This window comes from Pseudomonas fluorescens (assembly GCF_902497745.1).
GTDB classification, from domain to species: domain Bacteria; phylum Pseudomonadota; class Gammaproteobacteria; order Pseudomonadales; family Pseudomonadaceae; genus Aquipseudomonas; species Aquipseudomonas fluorescens_BM.
In genome coordinates, this window is sequence record NZ_CABVHJ010000014.1 from 129,622 (window position 1) to 143,691 (window position 14,070).

At 59.1% G+C, this 14,070-nt stretch carries 12 protein-coding genes; 9 read left to right on the top strand and 3 right to left on the bottom strand.

Annotation, left to right across the window (positions count from 1 at the left end):
* Positions 1-67: 67 nt before the first annotated feature.
* From F8N44_RS21375 to F8N44_RS21395, 4 genes are all read left to right on the top strand, one after another.
* Positions 68-1,033: an L-carnitine dehydrogenase gene (locus F8N44_RS21375; protein ID WP_150651702.1), complete on the top strand. Its 966-nt coding sequence runs from the start codon at positions 68-70 to the stop codon at positions 1,031-1,033.
* A 226-nt stretch (positions 1,034-1,259) separates the two neighbouring features.
* On the top strand, positions 1,260-1,736 hold the full coding sequence (locus F8N44_RS21380) for a thioesterase family protein (RefSeq protein ID WP_150651703.1): 477 nt from the start codon (positions 1,260-1,262) through the stop codon (positions 1,734-1,736).
* Between the two features lie 24 nt (positions 1,737-1,760).
* Positions 1,761-2,924: a gamma-butyrobetaine dioxygenase gene (locus F8N44_RS21385; protein ID WP_150651704.1), complete on the top strand. Its 1,164-nt coding sequence runs from the start codon at positions 1,761-1,763 to the stop codon at positions 2,922-2,924.
* 400 nt (positions 2,925-3,324) lie between these two features.
* The gene (locus F8N44_RS21395) at positions 3,325-3,588 is read left to right on the top strand and encodes a hypothetical protein (protein ID WP_016983943.1); all 264 of its coding nucleotides are present in this window, start codon (positions 3,325-3,327) and stop codon (positions 3,586-3,588) included.
* Positions 3,589-3,676: 88 nt separating this feature from the next.
* Here F8N44_RS21395 and F8N44_RS21400 read toward each other — a convergent pair whose 3' ends face one another.
* Positions 3,677-4,780, bottom strand: a complete 1,104-nt coding sequence (locus F8N44_RS21400; protein WP_007949927.1) for a GlxA family transcriptional regulator — start codon at positions 4,778-4,780, stop codon at positions 3,677-3,679.
* Between the two features lie 548 nt (positions 4,781-5,328).
* Positions 5,329-6,705 carry an L-serine ammonia-lyase gene (locus tag F8N44_RS21405; protein ID WP_150651705.1) on the bottom strand — a complete coding sequence of 459 codons (1,377 nt, stop codon included), beginning with the start codon at positions 6,703-6,705 and terminating at the stop codon, positions 5,329-5,331.
* Positions 6,706-7,142: 437 nt separating this feature from the next.
* Here F8N44_RS21405 and F8N44_RS21410 point away from each other — a divergent pair, with 437 nt between their 5' ends.
* The 3 genes from F8N44_RS21410 (at position 7,143) to choV (ending at position 10,174) form a co-directional block, all read left to right on the top strand.
* Positions 7,143-8,087, top strand: coding sequence for a choline ABC transporter substrate-binding protein (locus F8N44_RS21410; protein WP_064119194.1), 945 nt, complete (start codon positions 7,143-7,145; stop codon positions 8,085-8,087).
* 66 nt (positions 8,088-8,153) lie between these two features.
* Positions 8,154-8,999 carry a choline ABC transporter permease subunit gene (gene choW, locus F8N44_RS21415; protein ID WP_095121426.1) on the top strand — a complete coding sequence of 282 codons (846 nt, stop codon included), beginning with the start codon at positions 8,154-8,156 and terminating at the stop codon, positions 8,997-8,999.
* On the top strand, positions 8,996-10,174 hold the full coding sequence (gene choV / locus F8N44_RS21420; protein ID WP_016772804.1) for a choline ABC transporter ATP-binding protein: 1,179 nt from the start codon (positions 8,996-8,998) through the stop codon (positions 10,172-10,174). The genes choW and choV overlap by 4 nt, the downstream gene beginning before the upstream one ends.
* Before the next feature lie 225 nt (positions 10,175-10,399).
* Here the strand turns inward: choV and betT are convergent, their stop codons facing one another.
* The gene (betT, locus tag F8N44_RS21425; RefSeq protein WP_008085768.1) at positions 10,400-12,397 is read right to left on the bottom strand and encodes a choline BCCT transporter BetT; all 1,998 of its coding nucleotides are present in this window, start codon (positions 12,395-12,397) and stop codon (positions 10,400-10,402) included.
* Positions 12,398-12,826: 429 nt separating this feature from the next.
* Here betT and betI point away from each other — a divergent pair, with 429 nt between their 5' ends.
* Positions 12,827-13,420, top strand: coding sequence for a transcriptional regulator BetI (betI, locus tag F8N44_RS21430; RefSeq protein WP_008085771.1), 594 nt, complete (start codon positions 12,827-12,829; stop codon positions 13,418-13,420).
* An 88-nt stretch (positions 13,421-13,508) separates the two neighbouring features.
* Positions 13,509-14,070, top strand: a 562-nt coding sequence (locus tag F8N44_RS31845) for an aldehyde dehydrogenase family protein (RefSeq protein ID WP_224794804.1), incomplete at its 3' end; no start/stop codon positions are given.

A 14,070-nucleotide genomic window follows, 5' to 3' on the forward strand; every position in this document is an offset into this window, starting at 1 on the left:
ATGTACCGCCCCCTTCGCGAGCAAGCTCGCTCCCACAGTTGATCGCCGAACTATTCAGGAAATCACCATGAGCTTTATCACCGAAATCAAAACCTTCGCCGCGCTGGGCAGCGGTGTCATCGGCAGTGGCTGGGTCGCGCGCGCCCTCGCCCATGGCCTGGATGTGATCGCTTGGGATCCGGCGCCCGGCGCTGAAGCGGCACTGCGCAAACGCGTGGCCAATGCCTGGGACGCGCTGGAGAAAAACGGTCTGACGCCGGGTGCTTCGCAGGATCGTCTGCGCTTTGTCGCGACCATCGAAGAATGCGTGCGCGATGCCGACTTCATTCAGGAAAGCGCCCCGGAACGTCTGGAACTGAAACTCGATCTTCACAGCAAAATCAGCGCCGCCGCCAAGCCCAATGCTTTGATTGGTTCAAGTACTTCCGGCCTGTTGCCGAGCGAGTTTTACGAGAGTTCGACGCATCCGGAACGCTGCGTGGTCGGCCACCCGTTCAACCCGGTTTATCTGTTGCCGCTGGTCGAAGTCGTGGGTGGCAAGAACACCGCGCCCGAGGCCGTTCAGGCAGCGATGAAAGTCTACGAATCCCTCGGTATGCGTCCGTTGCATGTGCGCAAGGAAGTGCCGGGGTTCATTGCCGACCGCTTGCTTGAAGCGCTGTGGCGTGAGGCGCTGCACTTGGTCAACGACGGTGTCGCGACCACTGGCGAGATCGACGATGCGATTCGATTTGGCGCTGGTTTGCGCTGGTCATTTATGGGTACGTTCCTGACTTACACCCTGGCCGGTGGTGATGCCGGCATGCGCCACTTCATGTCGCAATTCGGCCCGGCGTTGCAGTTGCCGTGGACGTATCTGCCAGCGCCGGAACTGACTGACAAACTGATTGATGATGTGGTCGATGGCACCAGTGATCAGCTCGGCCGCCACAGCATTTCGGCGCTGGAACGCTATCGTGATGATTGCTTGCTGGCGGTGCTTGAGGCAGTGAAAACCACCAAGGAAAAACATGGCATGGCGTTCAGCGAGTGATATGTCTGCCGTGACATTGCAGCCCTCACCCTAGCCCTCTCCCAGAGGTAGAGGGAACTGAGCGAGTTGAATGTTCGAGTTACGCCGACTTGCGCCACCGAGCCGAACTCAAGTTTTGAAAAGCCCCCGATCTGCTCCCTTTCCCCCTCGCCCCCTTGGGGGAGAGGGCTGGGGTGAGGGGGTAGCTTTTGATCTTGAAGACCACCTAACTGCCGGAACCCAAATCATGCCCAACCTCACCACCTACCAAACCCGAATCATCCCCGACTGGGTCGATTACAACGGCCACCTGCGCGACGCCTTCTACCTGCTGATTTTCAGCTACGCCACCGACGCCCTGATGGACCGTCTCGGCATGGACAGCAACAACCGCGAAGCCAGCGGCCACTCCCTGTTCACCCTCGAACTGCACCTCAACTATCTGCACGAAGTGAAGCTCGATACCGAGGTCGAAGTACGCACGCAAATCATCGGCCACGACAGCAAACGCCTGCACCTCTATCACAGCCTGCACAAGGTCGGTGATGACCAGGAACTGTCCGGCAACGAACAGATGCTGTTGCACGTCGATCTCGCCGGCCCGCGTTCGGCGTTGTTCAGCCCGGACACCTTGAACCGCCTGCAAGACATCGTCGCCGAGCAGAAAGACCTACCCGCTCCCGCTTACATCGGCCGCGTCATCGCGCTGCCGCCTGCAAGGTAAATCCATCGATCACAAGGAGCCGCCATGAATACCGCTGCCGCTGTTGCCGATTTCCGTACTTATCCGTTGATCAGCGCGCTGGGTGGCGTGCAGAGCCTGGCGGATCGCGTTGCCATTGCATGGGCCGACGGGCGCATCAGCCAGTTCCACCATGTCTGGTTGCGGGACAACTGCCCATGCCCGCAGTGCGTCTACAACGTCACCCGCGAACAGGTCTTCGAGATTGTCGATGCCGCTGAAGACCTCAAGCCTGCCGCTGTGCATATCGACACCGATGGCTGCCTGCGCATCGACTGGCAGGACGGCCATCTCAGCCGTTTCGATCCCGGCTGGTTGCGTGCTCACGCCTACGATGATGAATCCCGCGCCGAACGTCTGGCGGGTAAACCCAAGCCTTACCTGTGGCGCAGCGATTTGCAGTTGCCGGTGTTCGAATACGCGGCACTGATGAACGACAACGCCGCCCTGCTGCAATGGCTGATCGCCGTGCGCGACATTGGTCTGACGCAAGTACGTGGCGTGCCCACCGAACCCGGCTCGCTGAAGCTCATCGCCCAACGCATTTCTTTCATCCGCGAGAGCAACTTCGGCGTGCTCTTCAACGTGCAATCCAAAGCCGATGCCGACAGCAATGCCTACACCGCTTTCAACCTGCCGTTGCACACCGATCTGCCGACTCGCGAGCTGCAACCGGGGCTGCAATTTCTGCATTGTCTGGTGAACGACGCCGAGGGTGGCGAGAGTATTTTTGTCGATGGTTTTGCGATAGCCGATGCGTTGCGCGGTGAAGACCCGGCAGCGTTTCAGGCGCTATGTGAAATACCTGTGGAGTTTCGCAACAAGGATCGTCATAGCGACTATCGCTGTCTGGCGCCGATCATCGCTCTGGATGCCTTGGGACGCGTGGCGGAAGTTCGCATGGCGAACTTTCTGCGCGGCGCGTTCGATACGTCAGTGGAGCAAATGCCACGGTTGTATCGGGCTTATCGACGCTTCATCGCGATGACCCGCGAGCCGCGATTTCGGTTGATACAGCGACTCAATGCGGGGGAGCTGTGGTGTTTCGATAACCGCCGCACGTTGCATGCGCGCAATGCGTTTGACCCTGCTACCGGGGCGCGGCATTTTCAGGGCTGCTATGTCGACCGGGATGAATTGTTGTCGCGGATTCTGGTGCTGCAACGCTAGACCGCATCATCGTTCTTCGTCGGAACGCCGCCCGGAGACAGGCTCGCTCCCACATTTAATCGCATTCCCCTGAATGAACGCGTTCACCTGTGGGAGCGAGCCTGCTCGCGAAGGCGTCAGCAGCAACACACCGTTCTCTGATTCACAGGCAAAAAAACTCCGATCAAGCCGTGACAGGATCGGAGCTGAGGAGGGTACTGTTGAGGAGCTGCCGTGCGAGGGTGACCAAACCTTCGTGTTGCAAGCTGAGTTCAGTGTGCCCACTCCCTTGAGCGGCAAGTTAGCCGAAAACGACCTGTTCATAGCCGTCGCAGCCACTGCGACAAAACGCCCTTGCCGTGCCCCGGCGTGGCTACCAGAATCGAGCCACGACCTCCGTTACCGAAGAAGGATGCGCGTCATGATGTATGCCGATTTGATCGATCAGGAAGATTTGTTGGGCCAGCTCAAGGCGTTGGGTATTCAAGTACCCAGTGGTACTACCGCCGATCAGGCTTGCGAGTGCGCGGTGCGCGGTCTGGATAATGTGCGCGCGTTTGAACTGCGCAAGATGGTCAAGGACATGTACACCAGCGGCGCCAGTATTCAGCCGGCGGTGCGTCAGGCGATCGACAAGCAGTTGTTGCCGGCATTGGCGGACTACCAGCAGAGCCATAGCGCCTGACAGCAGATCAAAAGATCGCAGCCTTCGGCAGCTCCTACATTGGAATGCATATCCCTGTAGGAGCTGCCGAAGGCTGCGATCTTTTGCTTTATAGCCTTACGCTGGCAAACGTCGATTCATTGCGCGCCTGACTCAACGCCGACATCGGCCCCGACAGCGGCGACATCACGATTGCCTGCGGCAGCGGCAGCATCGCCACTTGCTGGGTGGTGTTGGAGCCTACGCGCTCGTCACGCGGCGGAATGCCGAAGTATTCGCGGTAGCACTTGGAGAAGTGCGGCGTCGAAACGAAACCACACACCGACGCCACTTCGATGATCGACATCGGCGTCTGCTTGAGCAACTGCCGGGCGCGAATCAAACGCAGCTTCAAGTAGTAACGCGACGGCGAGCAGTGCAGGTATTTCTGAAACAGGCGCTCCAGCTGTCGACGCGACACGGCGACGTACACCGCCAATTCATCCAGGTCGATCGGCTCTTCGAGGTTGGCTTCCATCAGCGCGACGATTTCCTGCAGTTTCGGCTGATTGGTGCCGAGCATGTGCTTGAGCGGTACGCGCTGGTGATCCTGTTCGTTGCGGATGCGTTCGTAGACAAACATTTCCGAGATCGCGGCGGACAGTTCACGGCCATGATCGCGGCTGATCAGGTGCAGCATCATGTCCAGCGGCGCGGTGCCACCAGAGCTGGTGAAACGGTTACGGTCGAGGGTGAACAAGCGAGTGCTCATGGCCACGCGCGGGAAAGCTTCCTGCATCGCCGCCAGACATTCCCAGTGCACGCTGCAATCGAAACCGTCGAGCAACCCGGCGCAAGCCAGTGCCCAGCTGCCGGTGCACACGGCGCCGAGGCGCTTGGACTGGCGCGCCTGGCTTTGCAGCCATGAAACGTGTTCACGGGTGACGGTGCGTTGGATACCGATGCCGCCGCAGACAATCACAGTGTCCAGCGGCGGCGCTTTGTGCATGGAAGCGTCGGGAGTGATCTGCAGACCGTCACTGGCCCACACCTGGCCACCATCGACGGTGAGGGTGCTCCAGCGATACAGCTCGCGACCGGACAATTGGTTGGCCATGCGTAGAGGTTCTACTGCGGAGGCCAGAGAAATCAGCGTGAAATTGTCCAGCAGCAGAAAGCCGATGGATTGAGGCGCACGGTTCTGGGGTTGGGCCCCGGAGTTGAACGACGTCATCGCGGTATCTCCTCACACAAAGCGGGTGATGGCCTCAGGCGGAGGCTCTTGTTATTGCCAGCGTTCCCGCGTGGGAGACGGGCTTTGTTATGACAGAGCAATTGCCATGCCTAAAATTGGATGACCGTTCAATAACTCCTGAAAACGACGTCGCGACGTGTCTATACGAGACGTCCGACAAAAGGTATTTCGAAGTGCCATCAGCGGGCTGAAAGCCCTGCCCCGTAGCGTGTGAGCAAATCGGTAGCACTTGTGGGAACTGGCCTGCGCGCAGTTTGTGAGGAGTGTCACCGCAAGCACAGGTGACGGACGGTAGGGGCGCGGATCGTATGTAACAGGTGGGAAAGACTCTTATCTGTTTGCGACGCGCTAAAAGGTGGCGTGATTTATTGTCCGTGTTCACTTGGTGAGCAGTTTTGACTGGTCTGGCCCCTTCGCGAGCAAGCTCGCTCCCACAGTAGATCTCCAGAGAACACAAAATGTGTGAACGCCAGATTCCTATGTGGGAGCGAGCCTGCTCGCGAAGAATTCACCTCGGTGTCACTGACTCAGCACTCCACCGCGCTGACCGCCAGCCCTCCCCGCGATGTCTCTTTATATTTGTCATGCATGTCGGCACCGGTATCGCGCATGGTGCGGATCACCCGGTCCAGCGAAATAAAGTGCTGACCATCCCCCCGCAAGGCCATCTGCGCCGCGTTGATCGCCTTCACCGCCGCAATCGCATTGCGCTCGATGCACGGCACCTGCACCAGACCACCGACCGGGTCGCAGGTCAGCCCGAGGTTATGCTCCAGGCCAATCTCCGCCGCGTTGCACAACTGCTCCGGTGTGGCACCCAGGATCTCCGCCAGCCCCGCCGCCGCCATCGCGCAGGCCGAACCGACTTCGCCCTGACAGCCAACCTCAGCGCCAGAGATCGAAGCATTCTTCTTGCACAGAATCCCCACCGCCGCCGCACCGAGGAAGTAGTCGACCACGTTGGCGTCAGTCACCGCTTCGCTGAACTTCATAAAGTAGTGCAACACCGCCGGAATGATCCCTGCCGCGCCATTGGTCGGCGCCGTGACCATGCGCCCGCCCGCCGCGTTTTCTTCATTAACAGCCAGCGCAAACAGATTGACCCACTCCATCGCGCTGAGCGTCGAGCCGATCACATTGGGCTTGCCCAACTCCTGAAGACTGCGATGCAACTTCGCCGCACGCCGCCGTACATTCAATCCGCCGGGCAGGATGCCTTCGTGTTTCAAGCCCTGCTCGACGCAATCCTGCATCGCTCGCCACAGCTTCATCAGCCCGGCGCGAATTTCTTCTTCACTGCGCCAGACCTTTTCGTTGGCCATCATCAATTCAGCGACGCGAAGATTGTTCCGCTTGCACAACTCCAGCAATTCAACCGCACTGGAAAAGTCGTAAGGCAATTCAGTGCGATCCAGATCGACCACGCCGCTGGACGCCTGCGCTTGATCGACGACAAAACCGCCACCCACCGAATAGTAGGTGTCGCGGTGCAGCTCGCCGTGATCGCCCTCGGCCACAATCGTCATCGCATTGGGGTGGAACGGCAGGTTCTCATCAATGAGACGCATGTCCCGCGCCCAGACAAACGGCACCGCCAGACGACCGTCCAATAACAGTGTGTGAGTTTCACGCAGCGCCTGAATGCGCGGGCCGATCTGCGACGGGTCGATTGCGTCCGGCCACTCGCCCATCAGCCCCATGATCACCGCGTTGTCGCTGCCGTGACCAATGCCCGTGGCCGACAGCGATCCGAACAATTGCACTTCTATACGGCGCACCTGTTCCAACTGGTGCTTGTCCCGTAGCGACTCGACGAACAACGCCGCCGCGCGCATCGGCCCGACGGTGTGGGAACTGGAAGGGCCGATGCCGATTTTGAACAGGTCGAAAACACTGATAGCCATTGCTGCAGAGCTCCTGAGGATGCCGGTCCGGGACGCAAAAGCGCCCGCTGGCGGAGCTGCTACGCTCAAGCTGCGATCCGCCGGAATGCCCGCATCATCAGGCTTTTGTCGGGACGCACGGCGTCTGACACCGACGCAATCATGTCCACCAGCGCCGCGCCGTTTTCACCCCGGTTTTTCGCCGTTTTTGTACGGTTCAGATGGCCATTCGGGGCTGAAAAAAGCTGTAAACGACGTCACTGACACTAGATACGACCATCCCTGTACTGGATACGACCCCCCCTGTAGGCGTCAGATTTTCACTGGTACATGATCGTTGTGACTCGATTGCAAGGCGCCGTGACAGAGCTGTCTCCAGAACGCCACCCAACCGCAACCTATAAGTGCGGTGGTCCACAGTCGGAACACTGCCAAAAAAAACACCAAGGAGTCCATCCATGAAAGGTTCCCCGTCGTTGTTGTTGGCCGCCATGCTGAGTCTGCCGTTACTGGCGCAAGCTGCAGAACCGGCACAGTGCAGTACCGTTAACTTCTCTGATGTCGGCTGGACCGACATCACCGCCACCACCGCGACCACCTCTGTTGTGCTTAACGCCCTCGGCTACAAGACCAAGACCACCATGATTTCCGTGCCCGTGACCTACAAGTCGCTGGCCGACGGCAAGAACATGGACGTGTTCCTCGGTAACTGGATGCCGACCATGGAAAACGACATCAAGGCCTACCGCGATGCCGGCACCGTGGAAACCGTGCGCACCAACCTCAAGGGCGCCAAGTACACCCTCGCCGTGCCGCAAGCCCTGTATGACAAAGGTCTGCATGACTTCGCCGACATCGCCAAATTCAAGAAAGAACTCGACGGCAAGATCTACGGCATCGAGCCTGGCAACGATGGCAACCGTCTGATCCAGAGCATGATCGACAAGGACGCCTTCGGCCTGAAGACCGCCGGTTTCAAAGTGGTTGAGTCTTCGGAAGCGGGCATGCTCTCGCAGGTTGATCGCGCGCAAAAACGCGACACCGCCGTGGTCTTCCTCGGCTGGGCGCCGCACCCGATGAACAAGCGCTTCAAGATTCAATACCTGACCGGTGGCGATGATTTCTTCGGCCCCGATTTCGGTGCGGCGACCGTGGCGACCAACACCCGCAAGGGTTATGCCGCGGAATGCAGCAACGTCGGTCAGTTGCTGAAGAACCTGGAGTTCACCGTCGACATGGAAAGCGAACTGATGGGCAACATCCTCGACGACAAGATGAAGCCTGACGCGGCCGCCAAGGCCTGGCTGAAAAAGAATCCACAAGTGCTCGATACCTGGCTCGCTGGCGTGACCACCATTGACGGTAAACCTGGCCTGGAGGCCGTGAAAGCCAAGCTTCAGTAATCGCTTATGCCGGGCGGGTTCGCCCGCCCGGGCTGTTTATTTCCTTGCATGCGGACGTTCACTACCATGCTGATTGATCAGAAAATACCTTTAGGCCAGTACATCGCGGGCTTCGTTGAATGGTTGACGCAACACGGCGCCAACACCTTCGACGCAATCGCCGTGACCCTGGAAACGATGATCCACGGCGTGACGTTTGCGCTGACCTGGTTCAACCCACTGGTCTTGATTGGCCTGATTGCAATCATCGCCCATCTGATTCAACGCAAGTGGGGCCTGACCGCATTCGTGGTCGCCTCCTTCCTGCTGATCCTCAATCTGGGGTACTGGCAGGAAACCATGGAAACCCTCGCCCAGGTCATGTTCGCGACCCTGGTCTGCGTGGTCATCGGCGTGCCGCTGGGCATCGTCGCCGCACACAAACCGATGTTCTACACTGTCATGCGTCCGGTACTCGATCTGATGCAGACCGTACCGACCTTCGTTTACCTCATTCCTACCCTGACCCTCTTCGGGCTGGGTGTGGTCCCGGGCCTGATCTCCACGGTGGTGTTCGCCATCGCTGCGCCGATCCGCCTGACCTACCTGGGCATCCGCGATGTCCCGCAAGAACTGATGGACGCCGGCAAGGCCTTCGGCTGCTCGCGTCGCCAATTGCTCTCACGGATTGAACTGCCTCACGCCATGCCGAGCATCGCGGCCGGCATCACCCAGTGCATCATGCTGTCGCTGTCGATGGTGGTGATCGCCGCACTGGTCGGCGCCGACGGACTCGGCAAACCGGTGGTCAACGCACTGAACACTGCTGATATCGCCCTGGGCTTCGAAGCGGGCCTGGCGATCGTACTGCTGGCGATCATGCTCGACCGTATCTGCAAACAACCCGACGCTAAAGTAGGGGGTGACGCATGAGCATAATTCGCTTCGAAGACGTCGACGTAATCTTCTCCAAGGATCCACGCGAGGCGCTCAAGCTGCTGGATCAGGGCATGACCCGCAACGAGATACTGAAGAAGACCGGACAGATTGTCGGCGTGGAAAAAGCCACGCTGGATATCAACAAAGGCGAGATCTGCGTGCTGATGGGCCTGTCCGGTTCCGGCAAGTCGAGCCTGCTGCGCTGCATCAACGGCCTCAACACCGTGAGCCGCGGCAAGCTGTTCGTCGAGCATGAAAACCGCCAGATCGATATCGCGTCGTGCACCCCGGCCGAGCTGAAAATGATGCGTACCAAACGCATCGCCATGGTGTTCCAGAAGTTCGCCCTGATGCCGTGGCTGACGGTGCGCGAGAACATCAGTTTCGGTCTGGAAATGCAGGGCCGTCCGGAGAAAGAACGCAAGAAACTGGTCGATGAAAAACTCGAACTGGTTGGCCTGACCCAATGGCGCAACAAGAAGCCTGACGAACTCTCCGGCGGCATGCAGCAGCGTGTCGGTCTGGCGCGGGCACTGGCGATGGACGCCGATATTCTGCTGATGGACGAACCGTTCTCGGCGCTCGACCCGCTGATCCGTCAGGGTCTGCAGGATGAACTGCTGGAACTGCAACGCAAGCTGAGCAAGACCATCGTCTTCGTGAGCCACGACCTCGACGAGGCGCTGAAACTCGGTAGCCGCATCGCGATCATGAAAGACGGCCGGATCATCCAGTACAGCGTGCCGGAAGAGATCGTGTTGAACCCGGCGGACGACTATGTGCGCACCTTCGTCGCACACACCAATCCGCTCAATGTGCTCTGCGGCCGCAGCCTGATGCGCACGCTGGACAAGTGCAAACGCATCAATGGTTCGGTGTGTCTCGATCCGGGCGGCGATTCGTGGCTCGATTTGGCGGAAGGCAACACCATCAAGGGCGCACGGCAGAATGGTTCGGTGTTGAACCTGCAGAACTGGGCACCGGGACAAGCGGTTGAGGGGCTGGAACGCAAGCCGACACTGGTGGACTCGAACATCGGTATGCGTGATGCACTGCAGATTCGTTATCAGACCGGCAACAAGCTGGTGTTGCACGATAATAATCATGTGGTGGGGATCTTGGGCGACAGTGAGTTGTATCACGCGCTGTTAGGCAAGAACCTCGGTTAAGGCGGGATAGAAAAAGGGATCGCGGTGAGCGATCCCTTTTTTATTGGGTCAGGGAAAAGCCCCTCACCCTAACCCTCTCCCAGAGGGAGAGGGGACTGACCGAGTTGTAACCTGAGAAATCGAGTCGAACTCAGGCATTGAAAAGCCCCCGATCTGCTCCCTTTCCCCCTCTCCCTTAGGGAGAGGGCTGGGCGGGCGGCGTTCCGATGAGGGGGGCTTTTGACTTTAGCTGTACACCCGGCCAAGGAGCTGCCGATGGCTTTCAAACTGATCGAGCACATCGCGCGTGATCTGATCCTGCGTGAAGCCCATCAGGTCGTAATCCTGGCTGCCGTTGTGCAGATACACCTCGGCGCGGTAGTAACGCTGGCGCGCTTCATCGGACTGCGCCGATTCGGTCGGGGTCGCCAGATAGCCGTCCAGGCTCACTTCGTAAACGAAAGGGTTGCCCTCTTCCATCTCGACGCGCACGCCCATGCAACGCTTGGATTTACCCAGCAGCGTCTGCACTTCCAGCCCCTGCGCACGCATCTGCGCAGTCGCATCTTCCAGCGCCGGGCTGACCTGCTTGTCCATGAAACGCTGCACCACCGATTGGCTCGGTTGCAGGTCCAGTTGCGTCAGACGCTCGCTGAAACCACGACGACCGCGCTCCGCCAGTTGTGCCTGCTCCTGTTCGATCTGCACGTCCTGGCGCATCGCCTTGTGCAGGCCGAACATGAAGAACACCAGCACCACCGAGAACGGCAGACCGGCCAGCACCACCATGGTTTGCATGGCTTCAAAGTTACCGGCGAACAGCAGACCGATGGTCACCAGGGTGATCACCACCGACCAGAAAATCCGCAGCCAGTGCGGCGCATCTTCGTCAACGTTGCCGCCCTTGCAGGACAGATTCGCCATCATCACCGCGCCAGAGTCGGCCGGGGTCAGGAACAGCACGAAACCGACAAAGATCGACACACCGATGACGACTTTCGACGCTGGGTAGTGTTCAAGCAACTGATAGATCGCCATCGACGGCTGTTCCAGCGCCGTCTTGCCGAGTTCCACCGCGCCATGGTTCATCACCAGGTCCAGTGCCGAGTTACCGAAGATCGACAGCCAGGCCAAGGTGAAGCCCAGCGGAATCAGCAACACGCCTGCCACCAGTTCACGCACGGTACGACCACGGGAAATACGCGCGATGAACATACCTACGAATGGCGCCCAGGAAATCCACCACGCCCAGTAGAACAGGGTCCACAGGCCCATCCAGCGCTCGGACTTGGCGTTGTCGCCTTCGTACACATAAAGGTCGAAGGTTTTCAGCACGATGCCATTGAGGTAATCACCGATGTTCTGCACGAAGCCATTGAGCAGGTGCAGGGTCGGTCCGAACAGCAAGACGAAAATCAACAAACCGCTGAACAGCACGATGTTCAGGTTGGACAGACGACGGATGCCGTTTTCCACGCCGGACACGGCAGCGATGGTCGCCACGGTGCTCATCACGATGATGACGATCAGCAGGTTAGTGTTGCTGTGTTCCATGCCGAACAGGTTTTCCAGGCCCGACGACACTTGCAGCGAACCAATCCCCAGGTTGGTCACCAGCCCCAGCAGGGTCACGAACATGCCGAAGCCGTCCACCGCATGACCGGCCGCGCCCTTGACCCAACGCTCGCCGACCAGTGGATATAGCGCCGATCGCAGTGCCAGCGGCTGGTTATGACGGTAAGCGAAGTACGCCACGGCCAGACCAACCAGCGCATAGATCGCCCAGCCGTGCAGGCCCCAGTGCAGGAACGTCAGTTGTACTGCCTGACGCGCGGCCATGTTGCTGGCCGAGGCGCCTTCCGGCGGATTGAAGTAGTGATCCAGTGGCTCGGACGCGCCGAAGTACAGCAGCGAAATACCGATACCCGACGAGAACAGCATCCCCGCCCAGGCGCCGTAACTGAAATCCGGGGTGTCATCCTTGCTGCCCAGTTTGAGTTTGCCGTACGAGGAAAACGCCAGGCCGACGACGAATACCAAGTAAGCGGCAATCACCACCATGTAGTACCAGCCGAAGCTGCGCGACAACCAGGCCTGAGCGATACCCAACAGTCTGCCGGCCTCTTGCGGGGCGATAATCAGAATGGCGGTCAACAACAGAATCAGCGCGGTAGAGGTGTAAAACACCCAACCGTTGACCGTCACCTTCTCGGGCGGGGTCTTTATAAGCGAGGCAGAACTCATGGCACAAATGCTCCAGGCAGTGCGAGAGAAGAACACAAGGCAACACGGAACCCGACCAATCGGTTAGTTGGCAGCCGACCGGCGGGTGATATAAAGACACCCCGAAAAATGCCCGAACCTGCCGAAATGGCGCTGCGAATCGCTTTCGTGGCCGAAGGTGGACGGACGTTCATCCGAAACCTGGCCGTGAGCGTCTTGCCCTTTCAACACGTCCATCGAATCGCGAACCGCGCCATGCCCCACGCAGGTTTCGAGCTTTTTCGGATGTCGGTTTTATCGCCACTTACACGTAGGAAAAATCTGTAGGCAGCGACGATTTGTCGCAGATCTTATTCTTTGTTGATTGAACGTTCAATCAAAACAAAATAGACTGGCCGTCAATCCGATAGGCGTGATTCGCCGCTCGGAAGGCCTAAGGAGATGTGCAAGATGCCCAAGGTCGGTATGCAACCCATCCGCCGCCAACAACTGATCGAAGCCACTTTGCAGGCGGTCGATCAGGTCGGAATGGGGGACGCCAGCATTGCGCTGATCGCCCGTTTGGCCGGTGTCTCGAATGGCATCATCAGTCATTACTTTCAGGACAAGAACGGCCTGATTGCCGCCACGATGCGGTATCTGATGACCGCCCTCAGCGAGAGCGTCACCGCGCGCCGTCAGGCGCTGGCAGATGACAGCCCACGGGCGCATCTGCAGGTGATCATCGAAGGCAACTTCGACGCCAGCCAGGTCAATGGCCCGGCAATGAAAACCTGGCTGGCCTTCTGGGCCACCAGCATGCACCAGCCGTCTTTGCACAGGTTGCAGCGGATCAACGATCACCGTCTGTATTCCAACCTGTGCTGCCAGTTCCGCCGTGTGTTGCCGCTCGAAGATGCGCGCAGCGCAGCGCGTGGCCTGGCAGCGTTGATTGACGGCTTGTGGTTGCGCGGCGCTTTGTCGGGAGACGCTTTCGACACCGCGCAGGCGCAACAGATCGCTTACGAATACATGGATTTCCAATTGGCCAAGAAGGTGAGCTAGAGCACACAGAAAACGCTCGGCCCCTGAACGCCACCGCAGCCTCACCGCGGTGGTCAACGCCAACCACCAATGCACTTGCGAGGACACTATGGCCCGTTTCGAACTGCAAAAACTTTACATCGATGGCGCGTACTCTGACGCCGGCAGCGATGCCACCTTCGAAGCCATCAACCCGGCTAACGGTGAAGTCCTCGCACTGGTGCAACGTGCGACCAAGGAAGACGTCGAGCGCGCCGTGGTCAGCGCTGAAAAGGGCCAGAAAATCTGGGCCGCGATGACCGCCATGGAGCGTTCGCGCATCCTGCGTCGCGCCGTCGACATCCTGCGCGAGCGCAACGATGAACTGGCCGCGCTGGAAACTCTGGACACCGGTAAATCCTTCTCCGAAACCAAGTACGTCGACATCGTTACCGGCGCTGACGTGCTGGAATACTACGCAGGCCTGGTACCGGCGATCGAAGGCGAGCAGATTCCACTGCGCGACACTTCTTTCGTCTACACCCGTCGCGAGCCGCTGGGCGTGGTTGCCGGTATCGGCGCGTGGAACTACCCGATCCAGATCGCGCTGTGGAAATCCGCGCCAGCCCTGGCCGCTGGTAACGCGATGATCTTCAAGCCAAGCGAAGTCACCTCGCTGACCACCCTGAAAC